26 protein-coding genes are annotated in these 25613 nt (G+C 67.4%); 19 read left to right on the top strand and 7 right to left on the bottom strand.

Annotated elements, in window-relative coordinates; all coding sequences use genetic code 11:
- Entirely contained in the window at positions 1–1488 is a 1488-nt protein-coding gene (gene gatA / locus KF892_15625; GenBank protein ID MBX3626448.1) for an Asp-tRNA(Asn)/Glu-tRNA(Gln) amidotransferase subunit GatA, read from the bottom strand.
- A complete protein-coding gene (gene gatC, locus KF892_15620; GenBank protein ID MBX3626447.1) occupies positions 1485–1784 on the bottom strand; it encodes an Asp-tRNA(Asn)/Glu-tRNA(Gln) amidotransferase subunit GatC in 300 nt (99 codons plus the stop codon). Before gatC ends, gatA begins: the two co-directional genes overlap by 4 nt.
- 280 nt (positions 1785–2064) lie before the next feature.
- Here gatC and KF892_15615 point away from each other — a divergent pair, with 280 nt between their 5' ends.
- From KF892_15615 to KF892_15590, 6 genes are all read left to right on the top strand, one after another.
- Positions 2065–3108 (top strand): rod shape-determining protein, encoded by a 1044-nt coding sequence (locus KF892_15615; GenBank protein ID MBX3626446.1) that lies wholly within the window; start codon positions 2065–2067, stop codon positions 3106–3108.
- A gap of 92 nt (positions 3109–3200) precedes the next feature.
- A complete protein-coding gene (mreC, locus tag KF892_15610) occupies positions 3201–4127 on the top strand; it encodes a rod shape-determining protein MreC (GenBank protein MBX3626445.1) in 927 nt (308 codons plus the stop codon).
- Positions 4124–4642 (top strand): rod shape-determining protein MreD, encoded by a 519-nt coding sequence (gene mreD, locus KF892_15605; GenBank protein MBX3626444.1) that lies wholly within the window; start codon positions 4124–4126, stop codon positions 4640–4642. Before mreC ends, mreD begins: the two co-directional genes overlap by 4 nt.
- Before the next feature lie 25 nt (positions 4643–4667).
- Positions 4668–6695, top strand: coding sequence for a penicillin-binding protein 2 (gene mrdA / locus KF892_15600; GenBank protein MBX3626443.1), 2028 nt, complete (start codon positions 4668–4670; stop codon positions 6693–6695).
- Entirely contained in the window at positions 6692–7846 is a 1155-nt protein-coding gene (gene rodA, locus KF892_15595; protein MBX3626442.1) for a rod shape-determining protein RodA, read from the top strand. Before mrdA ends, rodA begins: the two co-directional genes overlap by 4 nt.
- A gap of 7 nt (positions 7847–7853) precedes the next feature.
- Positions 7854–8765, top strand: coding sequence for an NAD(P)-dependent oxidoreductase (locus KF892_15590; GenBank protein ID MBX3626441.1), 912 nt, complete (start codon positions 7854–7856; stop codon positions 8763–8765).
- Positions 8766–8767: 2 nt separating this feature from the next.
- Here KF892_15590 and KF892_15585 read toward each other — a convergent pair whose 3' ends face one another.
- The 5 genes from KF892_15585 to KF892_15565 all read right to left on the bottom strand — a co-directional run bounded on the left by KF892_15585 (position 8768) and on the right by KF892_15565 (position 14108).
- On the bottom strand, positions 8768–10141 hold the full coding sequence (locus tag KF892_15585) for an MATE family efflux transporter (protein ID MBX3626440.1): 1374 nt from the start codon (positions 10139–10141) through the stop codon (positions 8768–8770).
- A gap of 47 nt (positions 10142–10188) precedes the next feature.
- Positions 10189–11247, bottom strand: a complete 1059-nt coding sequence (locus KF892_15580; protein MBX3626439.1) for a patatin-like phospholipase family protein — start codon at positions 11245–11247, stop codon at positions 10189–10191.
- Between the two features lie 29 nt (positions 11248–11276).
- Positions 11277–12752 (bottom strand): sensor histidine kinase N-terminal domain-containing protein, encoded by a 1476-nt coding sequence (locus KF892_15575; GenBank protein ID MBX3626438.1) that lies wholly within the window; start codon positions 12750–12752, stop codon positions 11277–11279.
- Between the two features lie 128 nt (positions 12753–12880).
- Complete coding sequence (locus KF892_15570) at positions 12881–13552, bottom strand: response regulator transcription factor (GenBank protein ID MBX3626437.1); 672 nt, start codon at positions 13550–13552, stop codon at positions 12881–12883.
- 67 nt (positions 13553–13619) lie between these two features.
- Positions 13620–14108 carry a winged helix-turn-helix transcriptional regulator gene (locus tag KF892_15565; GenBank protein MBX3626436.1) on the bottom strand — a complete coding sequence of 163 codons (489 nt, stop codon included), beginning with the start codon at positions 14106–14108 and terminating at the stop codon, positions 13620–13622.
- 130 nt (positions 14109–14238) lie between these two features.
- On the opposite strand from KF892_15565, the gene recA reads away from it, so the two are divergent.
- The 13 genes from recA to KF892_15500 all read left to right on the top strand — a co-directional run bounded on the left by recA (position 14239) and on the right by KF892_15500 (position 25559).
- Entirely contained in the window at positions 14239–15342 is a 1104-nt protein-coding gene (gene recA, locus KF892_15560; GenBank protein ID MBX3626435.1) for a recombinase RecA, read from the top strand.
- A 9-nt stretch (positions 15343–15351) separates the two neighbouring features.
- Positions 15352–15843 (top strand): recombination regulator RecX, encoded by a 492-nt coding sequence (recX, locus tag KF892_15555; protein MBX3626434.1) that lies wholly within the window; start codon positions 15352–15354, stop codon positions 15841–15843.
- A gap of 136 nt (positions 15844–15979) precedes the next feature.
- Complete coding sequence (locus tag KF892_15550) at positions 15980–16597, top strand: DUF2889 domain-containing protein (GenBank protein ID MBX3626433.1); 618 nt, start codon at positions 15980–15982, stop codon at positions 16595–16597.
- A complete protein-coding gene (gene sucC, locus KF892_15545; protein ID MBX3626432.1) occupies positions 16584–17744 on the top strand; it encodes an ADP-forming succinate--CoA ligase subunit beta in 1161 nt (386 codons plus the stop codon). Before KF892_15550 ends, sucC begins: the two co-directional genes overlap by 14 nt.
- 18 nt (positions 17745–17762) lie before the next feature.
- A complete protein-coding gene (sucD, locus tag KF892_15540) occupies positions 17763–18656 on the top strand; it encodes a succinate--CoA ligase subunit alpha (GenBank protein ID MBX3626431.1) in 894 nt (297 codons plus the stop codon).
- 128 nt (positions 18657–18784) lie between these two features.
- A complete protein-coding gene (locus KF892_15535; GenBank protein MBX3626430.1) occupies positions 18785–19474 on the top strand; it encodes a TerC family protein in 690 nt (229 codons plus the stop codon).
- Positions 19475–19760: 286 nt separating this feature from the next.
- The gene (locus KF892_15530) at positions 19761–20456 is read left to right on the top strand and encodes a TerC family protein (GenBank protein ID MBX3626429.1); all 696 of its coding nucleotides are present in this window, start codon (positions 19761–19763) and stop codon (positions 20454–20456) included.
- A 24-nt stretch (positions 20457–20480) separates the two neighbouring features.
- Entirely contained in the window at positions 20481–20930 is a 450-nt protein-coding gene (locus KF892_15525) for a hypothetical protein (protein ID MBX3626428.1), read from the top strand.
- A gap of 219 nt (positions 20931–21149) precedes the next feature.
- Complete coding sequence (locus tag KF892_15520) at positions 21150–22307, top strand: serine/threonine protein kinase (protein ID MBX3626427.1); 1158 nt, start codon at positions 21150–21152, stop codon at positions 22305–22307.
- Between the two features lie 41 nt (positions 22308–22348).
- Positions 22349–23131, top strand: a complete 783-nt coding sequence (locus tag KF892_15515; protein MBX3626426.1) for a Stp1/IreP family PP2C-type Ser/Thr phosphatase — start codon at positions 22349–22351, stop codon at positions 23129–23131.
- Between the two features lie 62 nt (positions 23132–23193).
- Positions 23194–23871, top strand: coding sequence for an FHA domain-containing protein (locus KF892_15510; protein ID MBX3626425.1), 678 nt, complete (start codon positions 23194–23196; stop codon positions 23869–23871).
- 175 nt (positions 23872–24046) lie between these two features.
- Positions 24047–24823 (top strand): 3',5'-cyclic-nucleotide phosphodiesterase, encoded by a 777-nt coding sequence (locus tag KF892_15505; GenBank protein MBX3626424.1) that lies wholly within the window; start codon positions 24047–24049, stop codon positions 24821–24823.
- Positions 24824–25004: 181 nt separating this feature from the next.
- The gene (locus KF892_15500; protein ID MBX3626423.1) at positions 25005–25559 is read left to right on the top strand and encodes a pilin; all 555 of its coding nucleotides are present in this window, start codon (positions 25005–25007) and stop codon (positions 25557–25559) included.
- The last annotated feature ends 54 nt before the right edge of the window (positions 25560–25613 follow it).

Here is a 25613-nt window from a genome sequence, read left to right as displayed (position 1 = left end):
TCAGAACCCCGAAGGCACACGCGTGTGCCAGTCGGTCGCTTGCTGGAAGGCGTGCGCGGCCTGCAGCAGCGGTGCTTCCTGGAAATAGTTGCCGATGAGTTGCAGGCCGACGGGCAGGCCCCCTTCGCCGAAGCCGGCGGGCAGGCTCATGCCGGGCAGGCCGGCCAGGCTCGCGGGCAGCGTGAAGATGTCGGCGAGGTAGGCGGCGACGGGGTCGTCGCCCTGCGCACCGATCTGCCAGGCCACCGTGGGTGCCACCGGGCCGGCGATCACGTCGCATTGGCCGAAGCACTGCTGGAAGTCGTCGGCGATCATGCGGCGCAGCTTCTGGGCCTGCAGGTAGTAGGCGTCGTAGTAGCCGTGCGAGAGCACATAGGTGCCGATCATGATCCGGCGCTTCACCTCGGGGCCGAAGCCCTGGGCGCGGCTCTTCTTGTACATGTCGAGCAGGTCGGTGTACTTCTCGGCACGGTGGCCGTAGCGCACGCCATCGAAGCGCGACAGGTTCGACGAGGCCTCGGCGGGCGCGATGATGTAGTACACCGGGATCGAGAGTTCGGTGCGGGGCAGGCTCACGTCGACCAGCGTCGCGCCGAGTTGCTCGAAGACGCCGAGCGCGCTGCGCAGCGCGCCGTTCACGTCGGCGGCCAGCGCGGCCGGGAAGAACTCGGTGGGCAGGCCGATGCGCAAGCCCTTCAAGGGTTGCGCCGTGGTGGCACCCTCGCGCGGCTGGGCGAGCGACGCGGCAAAGCCCGGCAGCGGCTCGTTGGCGCTCGTGGCATCCCGTTCGTCGAAGCCGGCCATCGCGTCGAGCAGCAGCGCGCAGTCTTCGGCGCTCTGCGCCATCGGCCCGGCCTGGTCGAGGCTGGAGGCGAAGGCGATCATCCCGTAGCGCGAGCAGCGGCCGTAGGTCGGCTTGATGCCGGTCACGCCGCAGAAGCCGGCCGGCTGACGGATGGAACCGCCAGTGTCGGTGCCGGTGGCGGCGGGCACGAGGCGGGCCGCCACCGCGGCGGCCGAGCCGCCCGAGGAGCCACCCGGCACGCGGGTCGCGTCCCAGGGGTTGTGCACAGCGCCATAGGCCGAGTTCTCGTTGGCCGAGCCCATCGCGAACTCGTCGCAGTTGAGCTTGCCGAGCGTTACCGTGCCGGCCTGCGCCAGCTTGGCGACGACGGTCGCGTCAAAGGGGCTCACATAGCCCTTGAGCATCTTCGAGCCGGCGGTGGTGGGCAGGTCTTGGGTGACGAAGATGTCCTTGTGGGCGAGCGGCACGCCGAGCAGCGCGCCACGCTCGCCCGCGGCACGGCGGGCGTCGGCCGATTTGGCCTGTTGCAGCGCATGGTCTTCGTCGACCACGAGGAAGGCGCCCAGTTGTTCATGCGCCGCAACGCGTGCGAGCAGATGTTTCGTGAGTTCGGTGCTCGACACCTCGCGTGCGTCGAGCGCGCGGCCCATCGCGGCCACGCCCAGGGAATGCAGGTCCTTCATTCGATGACCTTGGGGACGAGGAACAAGCCGTCTTCCGACGCAGGGGCATTGCGCAGGTTGCGCTCGCGGTCGTTGGTCTCGGTGACCACGTCGTCACGCAGGCGCAGGCCCACGTCGCGCACGGCGGAGAGCGGGGTGTACAGCGGCTCGACGCCGCTGGTGTCGACGGCGCTCATGCGCTCGACGATGGAGAAGAACTCGTTGAGTTGAAGCCTCATCGCCTCTTGTTCATCGGCCTGCAATTCGAGGCGGGCGAGGTGGGCGATGCGGCCGACATCCTTGGGGTCTAGGGCCATGGGAAATCCACTGTTGGATGGGTCTTCGCGGGATCGAAAACCAGGGGTGTTGAAGTATTATCCCCGGTTATCCACACGCCCCTCGACGCCTCGAAAACCCAGAGTTTGCAAGGGTTTGCGAGCTTGTTTCAAAAGGCCTCGGAACCCAATTGCGCTCACGCCGTCGTATTGGTCGAATGCGTGAGCACCCCACCCGCCACCAACACGGACCCACATCGCCCAGCATGACCCGCGCGCCATTGACCGCGGCCGCATGCTCGCCGATCTGACACACAAGAACATGTTCGCTTCTCTGCGTCGCTATTTCTCCACCGACCTGGCCATCGACCTCGGCACCGCCAACACGCTGATCTACGTGCGCGGCAAGGGCATCGTGCTCGACGAACCCTCGGTCGTCGCCATCCGCCACGAAGGCGGCCCCAACGGCAAGAAGACCATCCAGGCGGTCGGCGCCGAAGCCAAGGCCATGCTGGGCAAGGTGCCGGGCAACATCGAAGCCATCCGCCCGATGAAAGACGGCGTCATTGCCGACTTCACCGTCACCGAGCAGATGCTCAAGCAGTTCATCAAGATGGTCCACGACTCGAAGATGCTCAAGCCGAGCCCGAGGATCATCATTTGCGTGCCCTGCGGCTCGACCCAGGTGGAGCGCCGGGCCATCCGCGAATCGGCCCTCGGCGCCGGGGCGAGCGAGGTCTACCTGATCGAGGAGCCGATGGCCGCGGCCATCGGCGCCGGCCTGCCCGTCAGCGAAGCCAGTGGCTCGATGGTGGTCGACATCGGCGGCGGCACGACCGAGGTCGGCGTGATCTCGCTGGGCGGCATGGTCTACAAGGGCTCGGTGCGCGTCGGCGGTGACAAGTTCGACGAAGCCATCATCAACTACATCCGCCGCAACTACGGCATGCTGATCGGCGAGCCCACCGCCGAGGCCATCAAGAAGCAGATCGGCTCGGCCTTCCCTGGCTCCGAGGTGAAGGAGATGGAAGTCAAGGGCCGCAACCTGAGCGAAGGCGTGCCGCGCAGCTTCACCATCAGCAGCAACGAGATCCTGGAGGCGCTCACCGACCCGCTCAACCAGATCGTCTCCAGCGTGAAGAACGCGCTCGAGCAGACCCCGCCCGAGCTGGGCGCCGACATCGCCGAGCGCGGCATGATGCTCACCGGCGGCGGCGCCCTGCTGCGCGACCTCGACCGCCTGCTGGCGGAGGAAACCGGCCTGCCGGTGCTGGTCGCGGAAGACCCGCTGACCTGCGTGGTGCGTGGTTGCGGCATGGCGCTGGAGCGCATGGAACGGCTGGGCTCCATCTTTACCTCCGAGTGAACGTGAACAGCACCACGAAGCCGGCACGTGCATCGCGTGGCCGGCTTTTTCAATTCAAACGTTTGAGCCTTTCCTGAGTCACAGCGCTCACCATGCCTCTCGGCACTCTTGACCGGACCCCGCCGCCCTTCTTCCGACAGGGGCCATCGGCGTTCACGCGCATGGTGTTCTTCTCGGCGCTGGCGCTCTTCCTGATGGTGGCCGACACACGCTTCAAGGTGACGCAGCCGCTGCGCGCGATCGTGGCCACCGTGCTCAACCCGGTCGAGCGGGTGCTGCGCACGCCGGTCGACCTGTGGCAGGGCGCGGCCGACTACCTCGGCGGCCTGCAGCAAGCGCGCAGTGAGGAGACCCGTGCCAAGGTGATGCTGGTGCAGCAGGCCGAGCGGGCCGCCAAGGTCGAGCAGCTGCAACAGGAGAACGCCCGCCTGCGTGCCCTGCTCGAGTTGCGCGGCGCGCTCAAGGTGCGGTCGCAGACCGCCGAGGTGCTGTACGACGCGCCCGACCCCTACTCCCGCAAGGTCATCATCGACCGCGGCAACCGCGACGGTCTGGTGATCTCGTCGCCGGTCATCAACGAGGCCGGCGTGCTGGGCCAGGTCACGCGTGTCTTCCCCTACAGCGCCGAGGTCACGCTGCTCACCGACAAGGAAGCCGCGATTCCCGTGCTCAACAGCCGCACGCAGGCGCGCAGCGCTGCCTTCGGCAACTCGGCCGGCGCGGGCCTGGAGCTGCGCTTCATGGCCGGCAACGCCGACGTGCAGGTCGGTGACCTGCTGTCGACCTCGGGCGTTGACGGCGTCTACCCTTCCGGCCTGCCGGTGGCCAAGGTGGTGAGCGTGGACCGCAAGGTCGAGACCGGCTTCGCCCGCATCGCGCTCGCGCCGATCGCCGAGCCCGACAGCGTGCGCCACGTGCTGGTGCTGGAGCCGGTGGGCATCCAGATGCCGCCGCGCCCCGACACCCCGCCCGCCGAGGAGCCGGCCAAGGCGAAGAAGGAAAAGGGGCCAAAACGATGATGCCCCGTGGCGCCGACCAGCTACTGCTGCCGGTCAACCCGTTCTTCATGTGGACCACGATGTTGCTGGCCTTCGCCTTCAACCTCGTGCCTTTCGGCCGCGTGGCCTACCTGCCCGACATGCTGGCCCTGGTGCTCGTCTTCTGGAACGTGCACCAGCCGCGCCGTGTCGGCCTGGGCGCGGCCTTCGTCTTCGGCGTGCTGATGGACGTGCACGACAGCGCCGTGCTCGGCCAGCACGCCCTCGCCTACACGCTCCTGAGCTTCTTCGCGATCACCATCCACCGGCGGCTGCTGTGGTTCGGCGTGCTGTCACAGGCGCTGCAGATCCTGCCGCTCTTCGTGGCGGCGCATGCGGTGTCGATGGTGGTGCGCATGATGGTCGGCGGCATGCTGCCCGGCTGGGAAGTGATGCTCGCGCCGGTGTTCGAAAGCCTCTTGTGGCCCGTGGTGACCTTGGTGCTGCTGGCGCCACAGCGCCGGCCACCCGACACCGACAAGAATCGTCCCTTGTGATCGCCTTGCGGTACTGAGGCCACCCATGACAGAACTTCGCAACGTCGAGCAGGAAGTCGGGCGCTTTCGCACCCGCCTGCTCGCGGCCGCTGCCTTCGTGCTGCTCGCTTTCGGGTTGCTCGCCGCACGCCTGGTGGTGCTGCAGGTCACGCGCCACGACGAACTCTCGACCCAGGCCGAGAACAACCGCATCGCGGTCGTGCCCATCGTGCCCAACCGCGGCCTCATCGTCGACCGCAATGGCGTGGTGCTGGCCAACAACTACTCGGCCTACACGCTGGAGATCACCCCGACGAAGGTGGCCGACCTCGACGCCACCATCGCCGGGCTCGAGTCCATCATCGAGATCCAGCCCCGCGACCACAAGCGCTTCAAGCGGCTGCTGGAAGAAAGCAAGAGCTTCGAGTCGCTGCCGATCCGCACCAAGCTCACCGACGAGGAAGTGGCCCGCTTCACCGCGCAGCGTTTCCGTTTTCCCGGCGTCGACATCAAGGCCCGGCTCTTCCGCAACTACCCGCTCGGCGAGGTGGGCAGCCACCTGCTCGGCTACATCGGCCGCATCAACCAGGCCGAGAAGGCCGCGATGGAAGACTGGGAGGAAGAGAAGCTCGACAACTACCGCGGCACCGAATACATCGGCAAGCTCGGCGTGGAGCAGAGCTACGAATCGGAGCTGCACGGCCTGACCGGCGTCGAGGAAGTGGAGACGAGTGCCGGCGGACGTGCCGTGCGGCGGCTCAAGAGCAGCCCGCCGACCCCTGGCAACAAGCTCATCCTCTCGGTCGACATCCGGCTGCAGGCGCTCGTCGAGCAGCTCTACGGCGACCGGCGCGGCGCGCTCGTCGCCCTCGACCCGCGCAACGGTGAAGTGCTGGCCTTCGTCAGCAAGCCCACCTTCGACCCCAACCTCTTCGTCGACGGCATCGACTTCGACTCCTGGAAGGAGCTCAACGAGTCGATCGACAAGCCGCTCTTGAACCGGGCCCTGCGGGGCACCTACCCGCCGGGCTCCACCTTCAAGCCCTTCATGGCGATGGCCGCGCTCAACAGCGGCAAGCGCAGCGCCACGCAGATCATCCACGACGGCGGCAGCTTCGTCTTCGGCAACCACACCTTCCGCAGCCACGGTGACCACGGCCTCGGGCCGGTCGACATGGTGCGTGCCATCGCGCTCTCCAGCAACGTCTACTTCTACTCGCTTGCCAACGAGATGGGCGTGGACCTGATGCACGATGAACTCGAGCCCTTCGGCTTCGGCCGCAAGACCGGCATCGACATCGAAGGCGAGGTGACGGGTCTCCTGCCCTCCACCGAGTGGAAGCGCCGTGCCTACAAGAAGCCCGAGCAGCAGAAGTGGTACGCCGGCGAGACCATCTCGCTCGGCATCGGCCAGGGCTACAACAACTTCACCATGCTGCAGCTGGCCAGCGCGGTCTCCACGCTCGTGACCAAGGGCGAGCGCTACAAGCCGCGCATCGTGCGCGAGGTGGAAGACGTGGTCACGCGCGAGCGGCGGCAGGTGGCCCATGCCGCCCTCGACTCCTTGCCGCTCAGGCCCGAGCAGGTGGCCGTCGTCGTGCAAGGCATGCAGCAGGTGGTGACGGCCGGCACCGGCGCGCGGGTGTTTGCCGGCGCGGGTTACCCGAGCGGCGGCAAGACCGGCACCGCGCAGGCCGTGGGCGTGCGGGCCAACGAGAAATACAACGCCAGCAAGCTCGAAGAACACAAGCGCGATCACGCGCTCTACATCGCCTTTGCGCCGATCGAGAACCCGACCATCGCGCTGGCGGTGATCGTCGAGAACGCCGGCTTCGGCGCGGCCAGCGCCGCGCCGATCGCACGCCGGGTGATGGACTACGTGCTGCTCGGCCAGTACCCGAGCGAGGAAGACATCGCGCTCACGCGCGAAGGCAAGACCGCGGCACCGGTCGGTACGCCGCGGGCCGCGTCGGCCGTGCCCTTGCCGGGCGCGGCCGGGTTCGCGGCGGCGCCGGTGGGTGTCGTCACCGCTGCGGCCACCGCCGCCTCCGCCCCTGAAAAGGCACGGCCATGAGCGTCGTCTTCGAAAAACCCTCGCTCTGGAACCGCATCAAGCCGATCTTCACCGGCTTCGACGGGCCCCTGCTCTTCGCGATCTTCTGGCTGGCCGGGCTCGGCCTCGTGACGATGTACTCCGCCGGCTTCGACCACGGCACCCGCTTCGTCGACCACGGCCGCAACATGCTGCTGGCTTTCGCCATCCTCTTCGTCGTGGCGCAGGTGCCGCCGCAAAAGCTGATGCGCCTGGCGGTGCCGCTCTACGCGGCGGGCGTGCTGCTGCTCATCGCGGTGGCGCTTTTCGGCATCACCAAGAAGGGCGCCACCCGCTGGCTCAACGTGGGCGTGGTCATCCAGCCGAGCGAGATGCTCAAGATCGCCGTGCCGCTGATGCTGGCCTGGTGGTTCCAGCGGCGCGAAGGCGCGCTGCGGGTGAGCGACTTCCTGGTGGCGCTCGTGATTCTCGCGGTGCCGGTGGGCCTGATCGTCAAGCAGCCCGACCTCGGCACGGCCATCCTCGTGCTCTCGGCCGGGCTCTACGTGATCTTCTTCGCCGGCCTGTCGTGGAAGCTCATCATCCCGGTGCTCGTGGTCGGTGCCATCGGCATCACGGCGCTCGTGCTGTCGGAGGACCACATCTGCCAGCCGGGCGTGGAGTGGCACGTCTTGCGCGAGTACCAGAAGAACCGCGTCTGCACCCTGCTCGACCCGACGACCGACCCGCTGGGCAAGGGCTTCCACATCATCCAGGGCATGATCGCCATCGGCTCGGGCGGCCTGTCGGGCAAGGGCTTCATGAAGGGCACGCAGACCCACCTCGAGTTCATCCCCGAGCGCACCACCGACTTCATCTTCGCGGCCTTCTCCGAAGAGTTCGGCCTGATGGGCTTTGCGCTGCTGCTGCTCGGCTTCATCTTCCTCATCTTCCGCGGGCTGATGATCGCGGCCGACGCGCCGAGCGTCTTCTCGCGCCTGCTGGCCGGGGCGATCACGCTCAGCTTCTTCACCTACGCCTTCGTCAACATGGGCATGGTGAGCGGCATCCTGCCGGTGGTCGGCGTGCCGCTGCCCTTCATCAGCTACGGCGGCACCGCGATGGTGACGCTCGGCCTCGGGCTCGGCATCCTGATGTCGATCTCGAAGAGCCGGCGCTTCATGCGCCGCTGAGCCTCGGATGGACCCGGAGCGCCTTCCCGTCGCCTGGCCCGTGCCGCGGGTGGGGATCATCGGCGTGGGCAACATGGGTGGTGCGATGGCCGGCCGCCTGCTGTCGCAGGACTATCTCGTGGCGGTGCACGACATCGATGCCCAGCGCGAGGCGCAGGCGGTGGCGCTCGGCGCGATGGCCTGCCCCACGCCGAGTGGGCTGGCGGCGTCGAGCGACGTGGTGATCGTCGCGGTGGTCGACGCGGCGCAGACCGAGGCGGTGCTCTTCGGCCCGCACGGCGCGGCGCACGCCCTGCCGCCCGGCTCGGCGGTGATGCTGTGCCCGACCATCGCCCCCGCCGACACCGAGCGGCTGGTGCAGGCACTGGTGGCGCGCGGCATCGGCTGGTTCGACGCGCCGATGTCGGGCGGCCCCGAGCGGGCGCGCGACGGCAGCATGAGCCTGATGCTGGCCTGCGAGCCGGCGCTGCTGCAGCGGCACCGCACGCTCGTCGACACGCTCTCGTCCAAGGTCTTCCACCTCGGCGCGCGGCCCGGCGATGGCGCGCGCACCAAGCTCGTCAACAACCTGCTCGCCGGCATCAACCTCGCCGGCGCGGCCGAAGCGATGGCGCTCGCCTCGCAGCTGGGCCTGAACCTGCCGCGCACGCTGGCCGTCATCGAGCAGAGCAGCGGCCAGAGCTGGATCGGCAGCGACCGCCTGCGCCGTGCGCTGCAGGGCGACTACCTGCCGCGCGCCCACGCGAGCCTCTTGAACAAGGACACCCACCTCGCGCTCGGCATGGCGCGCGAAGCCGGTGCCGCCACGCCGATCGGCGAGCAGGCGGCGGCTGTTTTCGCGCAGGCCTGCGAGCGGGGCCTCGCCGGCATGGACGATGCCATCGTCTTCGAACTCCTGCGCCGCCGCGAGCGCGGCTGAACTCAGCCCCCGGCCGTGAGCGCCGTGCGCTGCCGCGTCAGCCGACGGTGCGTGGCGCGCGCCGACGGCACCCAGCCGCGCCGCCACCAGCGGGCGCACATGGTGAGGCCGCGCACCCACTCGTCGGCCGCGTAGGCGATCCACACGCCCACGAGCCCGAGCCCCATCACCTCGCCCAGCAGCCAGGCGCCGCCCGCCATCACGAACACCATCGAGGCGATGCCGGCGACCACCGGGAAGCGCGCATCGCCGGTCGCGCGCAGCGCGTTGATGACGACGAGGTTGAAGGTGCGCCCGGGCTCCAGCAGCACCGTGACCCAGAGCAGCGTGCTGGCGAGTTCGATGATGCGTTCGTCGTGCGTGAAGAGCCGCATCAGCCACGGGCCGGCGAGCGCCGCCAGCAGGGCCACGCCGGTCGAGACGACGAGCCCGTAGCGCAGGCTCTTGCGCACCAGCGCGTGCGCCGCGTGCAGCTGCCGCGCACCGACCAGGTAGCCCACGAGGATCTCGCTCGCAAAGCCGATCGCCAGCCCGAACACCAGGATGAAATACATCAGCTGCATGGTGTAGCTGTGCGTGGCCAGGGCGTGGGTGCCCATGCCGGCCGCCAGCGCGATGGTGACCATCAGCGCGAGCCGGTAGGCGATGGTCTCGGCCGCACCCGGCAGGCCGATGTGCAGCACGGGGGCAAGCAGCTTCGGCTGCAGGCGCCACCAGTCGGCCGCGTGCGGCACGAGTTGCAGGCGCCAGCGCCACAGGAAGAGATGGAAGCCGACGCCGAAGGCACGGCTCACCGCGGCGGCCACCGCATACCCGGCGAGCCCCATCGAGGGCATCAGCAGCACCGACAGCAGGAGGTGCACGCCGTGCATCGCGAGCATGTTGTAGAGCGTGTCGCGCGCATGCATGTGGGCGCGCATCACGGCGGCCATGCTGGCGTTGAAGGCGTCGAGCGCGAGGGAGATCGCGAGGATGCGCAGGTACGGCGTGGCGAGCGGCAACACCTCGGCCGGCGCGTTCACCAGGTGCAGCAGCGGTGTCGCGAAGAGCGCAAGGGCCGCGCCCGCGACGAGGCCCAGCCAGGTGCTGGCGGCCAGCACCGAGCGTGCGGTGAGGTCGGCGCTCGCCCGGTCGCCGGCGCCGAGGCTCTGGCTGATGGTCACGCTCACGCCCATGCTGATGATGCGAAACAGCAGGAAGAACGAGACCTGTACGTGATTGGAGAGCGCGAACGCGCCCGACGCGGTGTCGGACACGCGCGAGGCGAGCCACAGGCCTGCCACGCCCACGGCCATGCCGAGCACCAGCTCGGCCAGCAGGGGCAGGGTCAGCGCGACGAGGCTGGGGCGGGGAGCGGCGGGAATCGAAGCGGGCATCCCGCCATCATCGGCGCTGTGCGGTTACGGCGCGGTTTCAGGTGCCTTCACGGCGTGGCGCGAGGCTTGCGCGGCGTGAGGAACTCACGCTCCACGTCCAGCGTGCCGCGCACGCCGATGTCGGCCTTGTGGTTCTGGAGCCAGGCCTGCGCGGCGTCGCGGCCCATGTCGCGCAGGCGCTCGAGGAAGGCGCGGTCGGTGTTGAATTTGGTGTTGGGGCCGAGCGGGCCGAGCTGGTCATCGTCGGCCACCATGTGCAGGCGCAGGTCCTTGTATTTGCCGGCGTCGAGCTTGCCTTCGCGCATCAGGCGCGAGACGAAGGCGATGGCGCGCATCTCGCCCATCAGGCTCGCGTTGAAGGTGATCTCACTCAAGCGGTCGAGGATCTCTTCGCTGCGCGTGGGCGTGCCGCTGCGCACGAGCGGGTTGATGCGCACGAGCAGGATGTCGAGCGCTTCGGTGTTGTAGATCAGCGGGTAGATGGCCGGGTTGCCGGTGTAGCCGCCGTCCCAATAGGGCTCGCCGTCGATCTCGACCGCCTGGAAGAGGAACGGCAGGCAGGCCGAAGCCATCAGCGCTTCCAGGCTCAGCTCGGGCCGTGTGAACACACGCGCCTGGCCGGTGGTCACGCTCGTGGCCGTGACGAAGAGCTTGAAGCGGCAGTGGTGCAGGGCTTCTTCGTCCACGTGCCGGCGCACCACGTCGCGCAGCGGGTTGAGGTTGAGCGGGTTGAACTCGTAGGGGCTGAACGAGCGGAAGAAGGCGCTGACCCACTGGTAGCCCGGCAGGCGGTCGAGTTGGAGGCTGTCGTGCAGGCCGTTGGTCTTGCCCGCGGAGAAGGGCGAAAAGATGGAGCCGGAGCGGCTCACGTCGTGCCAGAACTCGGTGAGCGCCTCGCGTGCGCCGGGGCGCTTGCCCCTGTGGAAGCCGGTCGCCATCACCGCGGCATTGAGGGCGCCGGCGCTGGTGCCCGAGATGCCGCTGAAGAGGATGTCTTCCTCTTCCAGCAGCCGGTCGAGCACGCCCCAGGTGAAGGCGCCGTGCGAGCCGCCGCCTTGCAGGGCGAGGTCGAGTTGTCGTGTGGAAGCGGAGGATGACGAGGCCATGCGAGACGAAGGGGAGGTGTGCGGCCAGTCTAGCGAGGCTCGTCCGCGGCGGCGGCCGTGGGGCTGTCGGGGAGCGCCGCCGCGAAGCGCACGGTGAAGCGCGCACCCGGCCCGAAGGCGGCGCCCGCATGCTCGGTGAGCATGCCGCTGCGGTGGCGCAGGTTGGCGTCTTCGAGGGCGATCTCGGCGTGGTGCTGTTGCGCGATCTCCTTGACGATGGCGAGGCCGAGGCCCGAGCCGTCGACGTTGGTGCCGAGCGCCCGGTAGAAAGGCTGGAACACCTTGTCGCGCTCGGCCGGCGCGATGCCCGGGCCCGAGTCTTCGACTTGCAGCACGACGACCTGGCCGAAGGGGTCGTCGACGACCCGCACGGTGACGGTGCCGCCCTCGGGCGTGTACTGCAGGGCGTTGTCGACGAGGTTGCGCACCAGCTCGCGCAGCAGCACCGGCTGGCCGAGCACCATGGGCTTGGAGGCGTCGCCGGTGCTCGGGCCTTCGTAGCCGAGGTCGATGCGCTTTTCGAGCGCGCGCGGCACGAAGTCGTGCACCACCTCGGTGGCCACCCGCGCGAAGTTGACGGGCTGGTGCGTCTGCGCCTGCGAGGCGTCTTCGGCGCGGGCCATCGCCAGCAGCTGGTTGACCATGCGCGCGGCGCGCTGGCTGCTGCGGGCGATGAGCTGCAGCGACTTCTTCAGCGACTGCGGGTCGGTCTGGCCGGCGTCGATCTCGCGTTGCGCGAGTTCGGCCTGCGTGCGCAGGCCGGCGAGCGGGGTCTTCAACTGATGCGCCGCGTCGGCGAGGAAGTGCTTCTGCGTGCTGATGCTGCGGTCGAGCCGCATCAGCAGGTCGTTGATCGCGCGCACGAGGGGTGACACTTCCTCGGGCACCTCGCGCTCGTCGATTGGGCTCAGGTCGTGGCTCTCGCGGTGGCGGATGCGCTGCTGCAGCTCGTTGAGCGGCGCGATGCCACGCACGAGCGCGAGCCACACCAGCAGCACCGCCAGCGGCAGGATCACGAACTGCGGCAGCATCACGCCCTTGATGATCTCGGTGGCCAGGCGCGAGCGTTTGCCGAGGGTCTCGGCGGCCTGCACCAAGGCGGCCCCACCGTTGGAACCTGGCACGGCGACCCACTGGTAGGCGACGCGCACCGGCTCGCCGCCGATGGTGTCGTCGCGAAAGCGCAGCAGGCCCAGGGCGCCGCGGTCGTCGTCGGGCGGCACGGGCAGGGTGCGGTCGCCGCTCAGGAATTCACCACGCAGGCCCAGCACCTGGTAGTAGAGCGTGTCGGTCTCGTCGGTCTGCAGCAGGTCGGCCGTGCCGCGGGTGAGCGAGAAGCTGGCATGTTGCGCGCCGTCGTCCTGCACCTGCAGCGTGATCTGCTGCGACAGCAGGCGTGTGAGTTCGCCCAGCTGGCGGTCGAAGGGCTTGTTGGCGATGCCCTGCGCCACCAGCCAGGTGAGCACGACGCTCATCGGCCACAGCAGCAGCAGCGGGGCGAGCATCCAATCGAGGATCTCGCCGAAGAGGGAGCGTTGCTCTCTGCGCAGGGCCACCTAGGTCCGGCGCCGGGCCGCCCCAAGCCGGACGGCGCCCCTTGGGGGCAGGAGTGAAAGCGACTGGGGGGCTGTCATCAGTTCGGAATCTTTTCCAGACAGTAGCCAAGGCCACGTACCGTGGCGATGCGGATCGGCCCCTGTTCGATCTTCTTGCGCAACCGGTGGATGTAGACCTCGATCGCGTTGTTGCTCACCTCTTCGCCCCATTCACACAGGCGCTCGACGAGGTGGTCCTTGCTGACGAGGCGGCCGGCGCGCTGCAGCAGCGCTTCGAGCAGGCTCAGCTCGCGCGCCGAGAGCTCGATCATCTGGTCGTTGATGTAGGCCACGCGGCCCGTCGCATCGAAGGTGAGCGGGCCGTGCTTGATGATGCTCGACGCGGTGCCGAGGCCGCGGCGCGTCAACGCCCGCACGCGGGCTTCCAGTTCCTGCAGCGAGAAGGGCTTGGCCATGTAGTCGTCGGCGCCGAGGTCCAGGCCCTTCACGCGCTGCTCGACGCTGTCGGCCGCGGTGAGGATCAGCACCGGCACCGCCGAGCCGCGCGCGCGCAGCTTGCGCAGCACCTCCAGGCCGTGCAGCTTGGGCAGGCCGAGGTCGAGGATCAGCAGGTCGAACTCGTGCGAGACGAGTGCCGCGTCGGCCTCGGAGCCGCTGGCCACCGCATCGACGGCGTAGCCGGTGTTGCGCAGCGTGCGCAAGAGGCCGTCGGCCAGGACCTGATCGTCTTCGGCAATCAGTATCCGCATCGGTGTTCTCCTGGTGTTGTCTCGCTGGCAGTGTGAATGAAATTGCTGACGCGAACCATGCGGGGTATCAACCCGGTGACCAGGCGCCGGCATAGGCCTCCAGGCCCAGCGAGACGACGGTGGCGACGTCGGGCCCGACCTCGGCGCGGAACTCGCGGTCGGCCTGGGCCACGGCCTGCTCGAAGGCCTTGAGCCAGGCCAGGCCCGTCTCGGTGAAGCGCACGACGCGGGCGCGTTTGTCACGCGCGTCGGCCTCGCGCTTCACCAGGCCCCACGCCTCGCATTGGTCGACCAGGTCGCCCATCGCCTGCTTGCTCATGCCGGCGCGGGCGGCGAGGTCGGTGAGGCGCGAGCCGTCGAGCGCCAGGTGACGGGTGATGTGGATGTGGGCCGCGCTCACCTGCGCCCGCGCAGCGAGGTTCGACAGGGCCAGCGGCACCTCGACGTTGCGGGCCATCAGCGCCAGCACGCGCTCGTCGAAACGGCGCAGCGCGTGGCCGAGCAAGCGGCCCAGGTGGGTCTGGCGCCAGGCGTCTTTCGCGGTCGGGGCCGTCATGGCTAGATCGTAAGGCAAACTGACCAAAAAGTGGGTTTACTTCGATCTACTCCGCTTGCAGAATGCTGTTCATTCATCCAGCCTGTCGTTAATTGCAGCTGGTAACCCATTGATCCACAAGGAGAAATTCATGGACGCACCCGTCAAGGCCCTGAACACCGAAAAGGCCAAGGCCTTGCAAGCCGCACTCGCCCAGATCGAAAAGCAGTTCGGCAAGGGGTCGATCATGAAGCTCGGCGAGGGCGAGAAGATCGAAGACATCGAGGTCGTCTCCACCGGCTCGCTGGGGCTGGACATTGCGCTGGGCGTCGGCGGCCTGCCGCGCGGCCGGGTGGTCGAGATCTACGGCCCGGAATCGTCGGGCAAGACCACGCTCACGCTGCAGGTCATCGCCCAGATGCAGAAGATGGGTGGCACTTGCGCCTTCATCGATGCGGAGCATGCGCTCGACACGTCCTACGCCCAGAAGCTCGGCGTGAACCTGCAGGAAATGCTCATCAGCCAGCCTGATACGGGTGAGCAGGCGCTCGAGATCGTCGACGCGCTGGTGCGCTCGGGCTCGGTCGACCTCGTGGTCGTCGACTCGGTGGCCGCGCTCACGCCCAAGGCCGAAATCGAAGGCGAGATGGGCGACTCGCTGCCGGGCCTGCAGGCCCGCCTCATGAGCCAGGCGCTGCGCAAGCTCACCGCCACCATCAAGAAGACCAACACCATGGTCATCTTCATCAACCAGATCCGCATGAAGATCGGCGTGATGTTTGGTTCGCCCGAGACCACCACCGGCGGCAATGCGCTCAAGTTCTACGCCTCGGTGCGGCTCGACATCCGCCGCATCGGCAGCATCAAGAAGGGCGAAGAGGTCATCGGCAACGAGACCAAGGTGAAGGTGGTGAAGAACAAGGTCTCGCCCCCGTTCAAGACGGCCGAGTTCGACATCCTCTACGGCCAGGGCATCAGCCGCGAAGGCGAGGTGATCGACATGGGCGTCGAGGCCAAGATCCTCGAGAAGAGCGGCTCCTGGTTCGCCTACAACGGCGAGAAGATCGGCCAGGGCAAGGACAACGCGCGTGAGTTCCTGCGCGAGAACCCGGTGCTGGCGGTGGAGATCGAGAACAAGGTGCGTGAGGCGATGGGCATTCCGCTGCTGCCGGGCGCGTCAGGTGACGCAGAAGCTGCTGCGCCGGCCCCCAAGCGCGGCCGTGCGGCCAAGGAAGCGGCGGCGGCCGAGGAATAAACGCCGCGCATGAAGCCCCGCTTGTCACTGAAGGGCCGGGGCCTTCAGATCCTCGCGCAGCGGGAGCACAGCCGCAGCGAGCTCAGGCGCAAGCTGATGGTCCACGCCCGCAAGCCTGCGGGTGAGGGCGAGCTGCCGGTCGATGAAGACCGCGCGGCTGAGCAGGTCGACGGGGTGCTCGACTGGCTGCAGGCGAACCGTTATCTCAGCGAAGAGCGTTTCGTCGAAAGCCGCATCCACGTGCGGGCAGCGCGCTATGGCAACCTGCGCATCAAGCAGGAGCTGGCACAGCACGGGGTGGCCCTGAGCGCTGAGGCCGCGCAGCAGCTCAAGGGCAGCGAGGCCGCCCGCGCGCGCGAGGTGTGGGCGCGCAAGTTCGGTCAGCCGCCACAAGACGCGGCCGAACGGGCACGCCAGATGCGCTTTCTCGCGGCGCGCGGCTTTTCCGGCGAGGCGATCCGGCGTGCGCTGCAAGGCGGTGCCGACGACGAATCGGCCTGAACGGATCGACCCGACGGTGCGCGCGGGTTCCGCACGAGCGCGCTAATTTGGTGCAGTGCGCAATGCTAAAGTGCCGAGCTTTCGCGGCCCCGTCACATTTGCTGGGGCCAGCCCTCCGCCAGACCCACACGCCCCGATGGCCTTGCCTGCCGCCGCGCCCGAGCGCCAGCTCAAGCACACACGCTGCATCGACGTGCAGGTGTTTGCGCGTGGCAATGGGTTGTGGGAAGTCGACGCGGTGATCACCGACGTCAAGACCCGCGACACCGAATTTCGCCGTGCTGGCGAGCCCATCCACGACATGCTGCTGCGGCTCGTCATCGACGAGCAGTTCAACGTGCTCGAGGCCGGCTCCGAAACCCGTGGCATGCCCTACCCCGGCGCCTGCAACGACCACGGTGATGCCTACACGAAGCTGGCCGGCCTGAACCTGATGCGCGGCTTCCGCTATGCCGTCCACGAGCGCTTGGGGGGTGTGGCAGGCTGCACCCACCTGACCGAGCTGACGCAGGTGCTGCCCACGGCAGTGGTGCAGGCGTTTGCCGGCGACGTGATCAACACCCGCGGTGGTGATGGCGCCGACGCCAAGCCGCCGTTCCAGCTCGACCGCTGCCACGCCTTGCGCACCGACGGCCCGACCGTCAAGCTGCACTACCCGCGCTGGTATCGGCCGGCGAAGTCCGAAGTTCTCCCCCCAGCTGTTCAAACGTTCCCTGCAAACCGAGTGAAGAGAGTCCGCGATGAAAATCCATGAGTACCAAGGCAAGGAAATCCTGCGCCAAGCCGGCGTGCCGGTCCCCCGCGGCTATCCCGCATTCAGCGTGCAGGAGGCCTTTGAAGCCGCCCAGAAGCTGGGTGGCCCCGTGTGGGTGGTGAAGGCCCAGATCCACGCCGGTGGCCGTGGCAAGGGCGGTGGCGTGAAGCTCGCCAAGTCGCTCGATGACGTGAAGACGATCTCGGGCCAGATCCTCGGCATGCAGCTCAAGACGCATCAGACCGGCCCCGAAGGCCAGAAGGTGCGCCGCCTGTACATCGAAGAAGGCGCCGACATCAAGAAGGAGTACTACGTGTCGCTGGTCACCGACCGCGCCACGCAGAAGGTTGCGCTGATCGCCTCCAGCGAAGGCGGCATGGACATCGAAGAGGTGGCCCATTCCTCGCCCGAGAAGATCATCACCGAGTACATCGACCCGCTGACCGGCCTCTCCGCCGAACAGGCGACGAAGGTGGCGAAGGCGATCGGCCTGCCCGAAGGCTCGCATGCCCAGGCCGTCGACGTGTTCCAGAAGCTCTACAACTGCTACATGAGCACCGACGCGTCGCTGGTCGAGATCAACCCGCTCAACTGCGACAGCAAGGGCAACCTGATCGCGCTCGATGCGAAGTTCAACTTCGACAGCAACGCCCTCTTCCGCCACCCCGAGATCGTGGCCTACCGCGACCTCGATGAAGAAGACCCGGCGGAAATCGAAGCCTCGAAGTTCGACCTCGCCTACATCCAGCTTGACGGCAACATCGGCTGCCTGGTGAACGGCGCGGGTCTTGCGATGGCCACGATGGACACCATCAAGCTCTTCGGCGGCGAGCCGGCCAACTTCCTCGACGTGGGCGGCGGCGCCACCGCCGAGAAGGTGACCGAAGCCTTCAAGATCATGCTGAAGAGCCCCAAGGTGAAGGCGATCCTCGTCAACATCTTCGGCGGCATCATGCGCTGCGACACCATCGCCGAAGGCGTGATCGCTGCGTGCAAGGCGGTCAACCTGAAGGTGCCGCTGGTCGTGCGCATGAAGGGCACGAACGAAGAGCTGGGCAAGAAGATGCTCGCCGAGTCCGGCCTGCCCATCATCAGCGCCGACTCGATGGCCGAGGCCGCGCAAAAAGTGATGGCCGCCCTGAAGTAATCACGCTAGGACACGAACATGAGCATCCTCATCAACAAAGACACCAAGGTCATCACCCAGGGCATCACGGGCAAGACGGGCCAGTTCCACACCCTCGGCTGCCAGGCGTATGCCAACGGCAAGAACGCGTTCGTCGCCGGCGTCAACCCGAAGAAGGCCGGCGAGAAGTTCTCCGACATCCCCATCTACGCCTCGGTCAAGGAAGCGAAGGCTCAGACCGGCGCTACCGTCTCGGTGATCTACGTGCCGCCCGCGGGCGCGGCCGCCGCGATCTGGGAAGCTGTCGAAGCCGACCTCGACCTGGCCATCTGCATCACCGAAGGCATCCCCATCAAGGACATGCTGGAAGTGCGCAACAAGATGAAGGTCAAGGAAGCCAAGGGCGGCAAGAAGACGCTGCTGCTGGGCCCTAACTGCCCCGGCCTCATCACGCCGGAAGAAATCAAGATCGGCATCATGCCGGGCCACATCCACAAGAAGGGCCGCATCGGCGTCGTGTCGCGTTCCGGCACGCTGACCTATGAAGCCGTGGCGCAACTCAGCGACCTGGGCATCGGCCAGTCGAGCGCGGTGGGCATTGGCGGCGACCCGATCAACGGGCTGAAGCACATCGACGTGATGAAGCTTTTCAACGACGACCCCGACACCGACGCCGTGATCATGATCGGCGAGATCGGCGGCCCCGACGAAGCCGATGCGGCCCGCTGGTGCAAGGCCAACATGAAGAAGCCGATCGTCGGCTTCATCGCGGGCGTGACCGCGCCTCCGGGCAAGCGCATGGGCCACGCCGGCGCGCTGATCTCGGGCGGTGCCGACACGGCCGACGCCAAGCTCGCGATCATGGAAGAGTGCGGCTTCACCGTCACGCGCAACCCGTCGGAGATGGGTCGCTTGCTCAAGGGTCTGATCTGAGCTGAGGCCCCTCGCCGGTCCGTACTACTACGAACGTAGCGGCACGGCCGGCTTTCTAGAATCCTGGCAGCTCGACAAGGGGGCCCCCACGCGGGCCTCTGACTCCCACCTACAAACGGGCCCAGCCAATGGACTTCACCTCTGCCGCCTTCTGGGCAGCTCTCGGCTCGATCATTCTCGCGAACATCATCCTCTCGGGTGACAACGCCGTCGTGATCGCGCTGGCCGCACGTTCCCTTCCCCCGCACCAGCAGAAGAAGGCCATCTTCTGGGGCAGCGCTGCCGCCATCGTGATGCGCATCGTGCTCACGCTGATCGCGGTGGAGATGCTCAAGTGGCCTTACCTCAAGATCGTCGGCGCGCTGCTGCTCGTCTACATCGGCATCTCGCTGCTGAACGAGGAAGACGACGACGATGGCGAGGGCCATCAAGCGGGCGGCATGATGTCGGCCATCCGCACCATCCTGGTCGCCGATCTGGTGATGAGCCTCGACAACGTGCTGGCCGTGGCCGCGGCGGCCAAGGGCGACACGCCTTTGCTCGTGATCGGCCTCGCGGTCAGCATTCCGCTGATCATCTTCGGCAGCACGCTGCTGCTCAAGGTGATGGAGCGCTTCCCGATCATCATCACCCTGGGGGCTGCGCTGCTCGGTTTCCTGGCGGGCGAGATGCTGTTGACCGACCCGGCAGTGAGCGAGCGCTTTCCCGACCTGACGCACACCCAGATCAACATCGCCGGGGCCATCGGCGCCGCGCTGGTCGTGGTGGTGGGCCTCTGGCTGCAGCGCCGTGGCCAGCACGCGCGCCAGCGGGCCTGAGGGGCGTACTTCCCACATCCCCAAGCACAACCCCGGTGGCTATACTGGCCGCTGAAGGGGAGTAGCTCGACCCGGTCCGTGGCACCAGTGCCGTCCGCCGGGTATCGGCAAGCCGTCAATACGAAGCGTTGCTTCCGGTTTGCCAGGCCATAACGATTCACTCCAAGCCGAGCAAGACCTTCGATGCAAGCCGATGACGGCAGGCTCGAAGGCGACCGCCCCTCGCCTCCACCACCCGTCCTCATGGGCTTGCACCGTCTGTCGTGCAACCGCTCCTGGAGACCTCATGGAACTCTTCTCTTCCGCGTGGCTGTCAGCTTTGCTGGCCATCGTGCTCATCGACCTGGTGCTGGCCGGTGACAACGCCATCGTGATCGCGCTCGCCGCGCGCAACCTGCCCACCCACCTGCAGAAGCGTGCCATCCTGTGGGGCACCTTCGGCGCCATTGCGATGCGCACGGCCATGACCGTCGGCGTGGTGTGGCTGCTCAGGATCCCCGGTCTGATGGCGCTTGGTGGCCTGGGGCTGGTGTGGATCGCCTACAAGCTGCTCGCCCCGGGGTCGGGTGAAGAAGGCGAGCATGGCGGCCCGGCCGTCACCACCTTCTGGGGCGCGATGCGGACCATCGTGATCGCCGACGCGCTGATGGGCGTGGACAACGTGCTCGGCGTGGCCGGCGCGGCCCACGGCGATTTCACACTGGTGGTGATCGGCCTCCTGATCAGCGTGCCCATCGTGGTGTGGGGTAGCACCCTGGTGCTGAAGCTCGTGGAACGCTTCCCCATCATCACTTACGTCGGTGCCGGTGTGCTGGCCTACACCGCGGCGCACATGATCATCGGCGAGCCGCTGCTCGACGAGGTGTTCGATCCGAGTGCCGTCAACCGCATCGTCACCTATGCGGTGCTCATCGTGGGGGTGCTCGCGGCCGGCTGGTGGTCGGCGCGCCGTACACCCGCGAACCGGCCTTCCGCCACCTGACAGAACCACGCAAGGAGAACGCCGATGGACAAGATCGCTGTGTTCCTGAACGACGCGCCGCATGCGGCGCAGATGCTGGCCCCGCTGGTGCAAAAAGGCGAGGCCAGTCACTGGATCCTGGTGGCCTGCCCGCCCACCCTCACGCGCCACATCGGCCGCTGGGTGTCGGCGGCGGGCCGCCAGCAGTGGCGCGAGCGCTGGGCGGCCGATCTGCTGGCCAAGGTGGAAGTGATGTTCGAGGCGCAGCCCGGCGTCAAGATCGAAAAGATGGTGGCCAAGCGGCCACTGCTCGATGTGGCGGTCCGGCTGGACCAGCGGCTCGGGGGCATCAAGGTGTTCGACGCGCGCCGTCCTCGACTGGGCAAGCCCGACGAGCCGCTGGCTGCCGGGGCGGAGTCGCAGGAATTGAGCCGTTGGACCTACCCCGTGGCCATCAGCACCGGCTTGAGCGCGATGCTGGCGCTCGCGGATTGATGCACACCGTTTCTGCATCGGCGGGAGCTGTAACCCTGTGATACCGTGCCGGTTCCATGACGGAACTGTGAGGTACGGGTCTTGGGTGTGGCGCAGCATCTCTTCCAGACGTCTGCCGCAGGCTGGGGCTTGAGCGCGCTGGCGCTGGGGCTGGTGTGGGCGGAGTTGGTGTGGGTCCTGCCGCGCTTGCGCCGCGAGGCCGGGGTGGCGGTCTCGGTCATGCTGGTGTTCAGCATCGTCGCGGTCGCCGCCTTGCTGTGGTGGCAACTCTCCGTGCCGGTGGGCTGGACGCTCCCGGTGGTGGCGGCGCTGGTCTTCGGCCACATCGGATGGTCGCTGGGCCGCCTGCAGCCGCGCCGCCCGGATGTCGCAGCCACCAGAGCGCCCACCTCCACCTTTTCCGCGCCCCGTTCGACCCTGCCCGCCCAAACCGACCGCGCAAGCCTGGGCCGCTACCGCATCGAACGTGAGCTCGGCCGGGGTGCGATGGGCGCCGTCTACCTCGGCCGCGACCCGAAGATCGGCCGCCAGGTGGCGATCAAGACCATGGCCCTCAGCCGCGAATTCTCGGGTGACGAGCTGGTCGAGGCGCGCGAACGGTTCTTCCGCGAGGCCGAGACCGCCGGCCGCCTGCAGCACCCCGACATCGTCACCATCTTCGATGCAGGCGAGGAGCGCGAGCTGGCCTACATCGCGATGGAGTACCTGAAGGGGGACAACCTGCAGGCCTACACGACACCGACGAAGCTGCTGCCGGTGACGACGGTGCTGCAGATCGTGGCGCGGGTCGCCGATGCGCTGCACTACGCGCACAGCCAGGGGGTGGTTCACCGAGACATCAAGCCCGCCAATGTGGTGGTCGACCCCGCGACCGATCTGGTCAAGGTCACCGACTTCGGCATTGCCCGTGTCGCCGACTCGGCCCGCACGCGCACCGGCCTGGTGTTGGGCACGCCCTCGTTCATGTCGCCCGAGCAACTGGCGGGGCGGCGTGTCGACGGCCGCAGCGATCTCTACTCGCTCGGGGTGATGCTCTTCCAACTGCTCACTGGCCGCCTGCCGCACCGCTCGGAATCGATGGCGACGCTGATGCAGCAGATCGCCAACGAACCCGCGCCCGACGTGCGCAGCATCCGCCCCGACCTGCCTGAAGCGCTGGCGCGTGTCGTGGCGCTCACGCTCGAAAAGCGCCCCGAAGCGCGCTACGGCGGCGGCCAGCAGCTCGCCGCAGACTTGCGCGCCGTCGTGGCCAGCATGAAGTCGCAAGGGCAACAGCCCGGCCCCGTCGATGCGGCGACACTCCCCCCCGATTCCAGCGGATTCGCCGCTACCGTGAAAATGGAGCGGGTCGATACGGGGCACAATCCCAGCCTCTGATCCGCTTGGTCAACGAACCTGCACGCGCCCACCCACCCGCCATGACGCTCGAGTTCTTCAGTGCCACGGACACCGGACGCGCCCGCAACAACAACGAAGACTCCATCGCCGTCCAGGAAGCCGCCGGGCTCGTGGTGCTGGCTGATGGCATGGGCGGCTACAACGCCGGCGAAGTGGCCAGCGGCATGGCCACCTCGTTCATCAAGGCAGAACTCGGCCGCTGGCTGCAGGAAGCCTCAAGCAGCGCCACCGACACCGACGTGCGCCGTGCGATGGACATCTGCGTCGACAACGCCAACCGGGCGATCTTCAACGCTGCCAATTCCAACCCGCAGTACGCCGGCATGGGCACGACGCTCGTCGTCGGCGCGTTCCGCGAAGGCCGCCTGCTGATGGGCCATGTGGGCGACTCGCGTGGCTACCGTTTCCGCGGCGGCCGGCTGGTTCAGATCACCCACGACCACTCGCTGCTGCAGGAGCAGATCGACTCCGGGCTCATCACGCCCGAGCAGGCCGCCTTCTCGACCAACAAGAACCTCGTCACCCGCGCCGTGGGCGTGGAAGACACCGTGCTGCTCGAAACCCACCTGCACGACATCATGCCGGGGGACATCTACCTGTTGTGCTCCGACGGCTTGTCGGACATGCTGGACGACGATGGCATCGCCCAGGTGTTGCAGTCGCACGATGCGCTTCCCGAGATGGGGGCCGGGCTCATCGATGCGGCGAACGACGCAGGGGGAAAGGATAATATTGCCGTGGTGTTGGTGCGCGTGAAGGGCCAGAGCAATGCGCCCCGGTCGTGGTGGCCCTTCCGGCGCTGAGATGGTCGACATCATCAACCTGGCCCGACGGGCCTGAGACATACAAAACACAGAGGTCAAGCATGGGCAAGCTGGTCGTTTCGCTCGACGGGGTGGTGATCAAGGAAGTGCAGATCACCAAGGACAAGACGACCCTCGGCCGCCGTCCGTACAACGACATCGTGATCGACAACCTGGCGGTGAGTGGCGAGCACGCCGTGCTGCAGATGGTCGGTACCGACGTCTTCATCGAAGACCTCAACAGCACCAACGGCACCTACATCAACGGCAAGGCCGTCAAGAAGCAGCTCTTGACGCACAACGACACCGTCGAGATCGGCAAGTACAAGATCAAGTACCTCGTCGACGATGGCACCGACTACGAGAAGACCATGATCATGAAGCAGGGTGCCCCGGCCCCTGCGGCCTACAGCCACGGTTTCGCGCACACCTCGGCTCAGGGCGCAAACTCCGGCTTCGGCGGTCTCGGCCAAAATACTTCCCCCGGCACCATCAAGGTCCTGAACGGCGCTGCCGCTGGCCGCGAAGTGGCCCTCACCAAGGTCGTCACCACCGTCGGCAAGCCTGGCGTGCAAGTGGCCTCCATCACCAAGCGCCCGGGTGGCTATGTCTTCGCCCACGTGGAAGGCGCCACCCGCCCCACCATCAACGGCAACCCGCTGGTGGGCGACACCCTGCATCTGAAGAACGGCGACGTGATCGAGCTCGCCGGCACGCAGATGCAGTTCATCCAGGCCTGACGCCCGCCGCACGCGGCGTGACGCTTTTCACACGGCCCGCGAGGGCGTGGTGTGAGTGCATGCCGTTGGTTGCGAATTGCCGCATTGCGACCTTGCGGCAGGGGTCTGCTGCCGGCAGCATCCGGGTGCCGCGCATGTTGCGCCTGGCTCTGTGCTCTCGCCTGTCGCCTCACCCATGAAAATCCGCGTCCTCGGTTGCTCTGGCGCCATCGCCGAAGGCAGCCGAACCACCTCCTTCCTGGTCGACCACGACGTGCTGGTCGATGCCGGCACGGGGGTGGGTGACCTGCCGCTGGAGGCGCTGGCCCAGATCGATCACATCCTGGTCAGCCACTCCCACCTCGATCACGTTCTCTCGATCGGCCTGCTGGCCGACGCGGTGATGCGCCTGCGAGCGGCGCAGGGGCGCGGGCCGATCCAGGTGTATGGCCTGCCCGAGACGCTGCAGGCGTTGCGCACGCACATCTTCAACGGCGTGATCTGGCCCGATTTCACCCGCTTGCCGGTCGCCGATCGGCCCGTGCTGGCGATGGTCCCATTCCAGATGGGTGACCAGCTGACCCTCGGCGGCAAGACCTTCGAGGTGCTGAGCGCCGCCCATACCGTGCCGGCGGTGGGGTTTGCGCTGCAAGGCCGTGAGGCTTGGTGGGTGTTCACCGGCGACACCGGGCCGAACCCGGCACTGTGGCGGCGCCTGTCGTCCATGAAGGTCGCACACCTGGTCATCGAGACGGCGTTCAGTGACGACGAGCGCGATGTCGCCTGCTTGAGCCAGCATCTGCACCCACAGAAGCTCGGCCTCGAGCTGGCGCAATTGCAGGGCAGCGTCGACGTGCACATCACCCACATCAAGCCGGGCGAAGTCGATGCCGTGATGGCAGAAGTCGGCCGGCTGGCCACTCCCCACCGCCTGGGCGCCCTGCGCGCCGGCCAGGTGCTGGACCTGGCCTGATGCCCCTCAGTGACGATTTCCGTCAATCTGTGTCCGCCTGCAACGTGAACTGGATCACCCGGTGACCCTTTGTGTCAGAACTGAGGTCGGATTCCACGCTTTTTCCCCCGATTCAGGGTGGCATGCAGGGTGCAACAGAAGAACCGTGTCTCACCCCTCTCATTCCTTTCAGGAGCTTTCCATGAAGCGTTCTATTCAAAAGGGTTTCACCCTCATCGAACTGATGATCGTTGTGGCGATCATCGGCATCTTGGCTGCAGTCGCTCTGCCGGCTTATCAGGACTACACGGTGCGCACCCGCATCACGGAAGGTCTGAGCTTGGCTGACTCCATCAAGAAGAACATTGCCACCGACGGCACCGCCGCCACCGGCGATCTGCTCCGCGTCGTCAACACCTGGAATGCCCAGGCCGGCAACTCGGGTGCGAACAGCAAGTACGTCCAGTCCGTGCTGGCCGACAACGCCAGTGGTGTGATCGAAGTGACCTACCTCTCCGCTGCGGTCGGTCTCGCTGCTACGGAAAACGTCATCCGCATCGCACCGTGGATCCGCGTCGGCGCCTCTGGTACCGCCCCGGAAGATCTGGCGACCGCCCTCGCCGCTGGCCACTCTGGCGCCATCGATTGGGCTTGCGTGTCTGAAACGGCTGCAACGGCTGCCGCTGGTGGCATGACCACCGCTGCCGTCGGCGCCACCGGCGTCCGTGCCAAGTACGCTCCGGCTGCTTGCCGCTGAAATTCAGCGACGCTGTTTTCCGCAAGGGGCGCTTCGGCGCCCCTTTTTATTTGG

Source organism: Rhizobacter sp., from assembly GCA_019635355.1.
In the GTDB taxonomy this organism is placed as follows: domain Bacteria; phylum Pseudomonadota; class Gammaproteobacteria; order Burkholderiales; family Burkholderiaceae_C; genus Rhizobacter.
This window is presented reverse-complemented; position numbering and strand designations above follow the sequence as displayed.

Coding starts and splice junctions, on each gene's coding strand:
- KF892_15530 (MBX3626429.1), top strand. CDS start 19,761: ATGGAACTCTTCTCTTCCGCGTGGCTGTCAGCTTTGCTGGCCATCGTG.
- sucD (MBX3626431.1), top strand. CDS start 17,763: ATGAGCATCCTCATCAACAAAGACACCAAGGTCATCACCCAGGGCATC.
- rodA (MBX3626442.1), top strand. CDS start 6,692: ATGAGCGTCGTCTTCGAAAAACCCTCGCTCTGGAACCGCATCAAGCCG.
- gatA (MBX3626448.1), bottom strand. CDS start 1,488: ATGAAGGACCTGCATTCCCTGGGCGTGGCCGCGATGGGCCGCGCGCTC.
- KF892_15505 (MBX3626424.1), top strand. CDS start 24,047: ATGAAAATCCGCGTCCTCGGTTGCTCTGGCGCCATCGCCGAAGGCAGC.
- mrdA (MBX3626443.1), top strand. CDS start 4,668: ATGACAGAACTTCGCAACGTCGAGCAGGAAGTCGGGCGCTTTCGCACC.
- KF892_15535 (MBX3626430.1), top strand. CDS start 18,785: ATGGACTTCACCTCTGCCGCCTTCTGGGCAGCTCTCGGCTCGATCATT.
- sucC (MBX3626432.1), top strand. CDS start 16,584: ATGAAAATCCATGAGTACCAAGGCAAGGAAATCCTGCGCCAAGCCGGC.
- KF892_15510 (MBX3626425.1), top strand. CDS start 23,194: ATGGGCAAGCTGGTCGTTTCGCTCGACGGGGTGGTGATCAAGGAAGTG.
- mreD (MBX3626444.1), top strand. CDS start 4,124: ATGATGCCCCGTGGCGCCGACCAGCTACTGCTGCCGGTCAACCCGTTC.
- KF892_15570 (MBX3626437.1), bottom strand. CDS start 13,552: ATGCGGATACTGATTGCCGAAGACGATCAGGTCCTGGCCGACGGCCTC.
- recA (MBX3626435.1), top strand. CDS start 14,239: ATGGACGCACCCGTCAAGGCCCTGAACACCGAAAAGGCCAAGGCCTTG.
- KF892_15525 (MBX3626428.1), top strand. CDS start 20,481: ATGGACAAGATCGCTGTGTTCCTGAACGACGCGCCGCATGCGGCGCAG.
- KF892_15500 (MBX3626423.1), top strand. CDS start 25,005: ATGAAGCGTTCTATTCAAAAGGGTTTCACCCTCATCGAACTGATGATC.
- recX (MBX3626434.1), top strand. CDS start 15,352: ATGAAGCCCCGCTTGTCACTGAAGGGCCGGGGCCTTCAGATCCTCGCG.
- KF892_15515 (MBX3626426.1), top strand. CDS start 22,349: ATGACGCTCGAGTTCTTCAGTGCCACGGACACCGGACGCGCCCGCAAC.
- KF892_15590 (MBX3626441.1), top strand. CDS start 7,854: ATGGACCCGGAGCGCCTTCCCGTCGCCTGGCCCGTGCCGCGGGTGGGG.
- KF892_15580 (MBX3626439.1), bottom strand. CDS start 11,247: ATGGCCTCGTCATCCTCCGCTTCCACACGACAACTCGACCTCGCCCTG.
- KF892_15585 (MBX3626440.1), bottom strand. CDS start 10,141: ATGCCCGCTTCGATTCCCGCCGCTCCCCGCCCCAGCCTCGTCGCGCTG.
- KF892_15550 (MBX3626433.1), top strand. CDS start 15,980: ATGGCCTTGCCTGCCGCCGCGCCCGAGCGCCAGCTCAAGCACACACGC.
- KF892_15565 (MBX3626436.1), bottom strand. CDS start 14,108: ATGACGGCCCCGACCGCGAAAGACGCCTGGCGCCAGACCCACCTGGGC.
- KF892_15615 (MBX3626446.1), top strand. CDS start 2,065: ATGTTCGCTTCTCTGCGTCGCTATTTCTCCACCGACCTGGCCATCGAC.
- gatC (MBX3626447.1), bottom strand. CDS start 1,784: ATGGCCCTAGACCCCAAGGATGTCGGCCGCATCGCCCACCTCGCCCGC.
- KF892_15575 (MBX3626438.1), bottom strand. CDS start 12,752: ATGCTCGCCCCGCTGCTGCTGCTGTGGCCGATGAGCGTCGTGCTCACC.
- KF892_15520 (MBX3626427.1), top strand. CDS start 21,150: ATGCTGGTGTTCAGCATCGTCGCGGTCGCCGCCTTGCTGTGGTGGCAA.
- mreC (MBX3626445.1), top strand. CDS start 3,201: ATGCCTCTCGGCACTCTTGACCGGACCCCGCCGCCCTTCTTCCGACAG.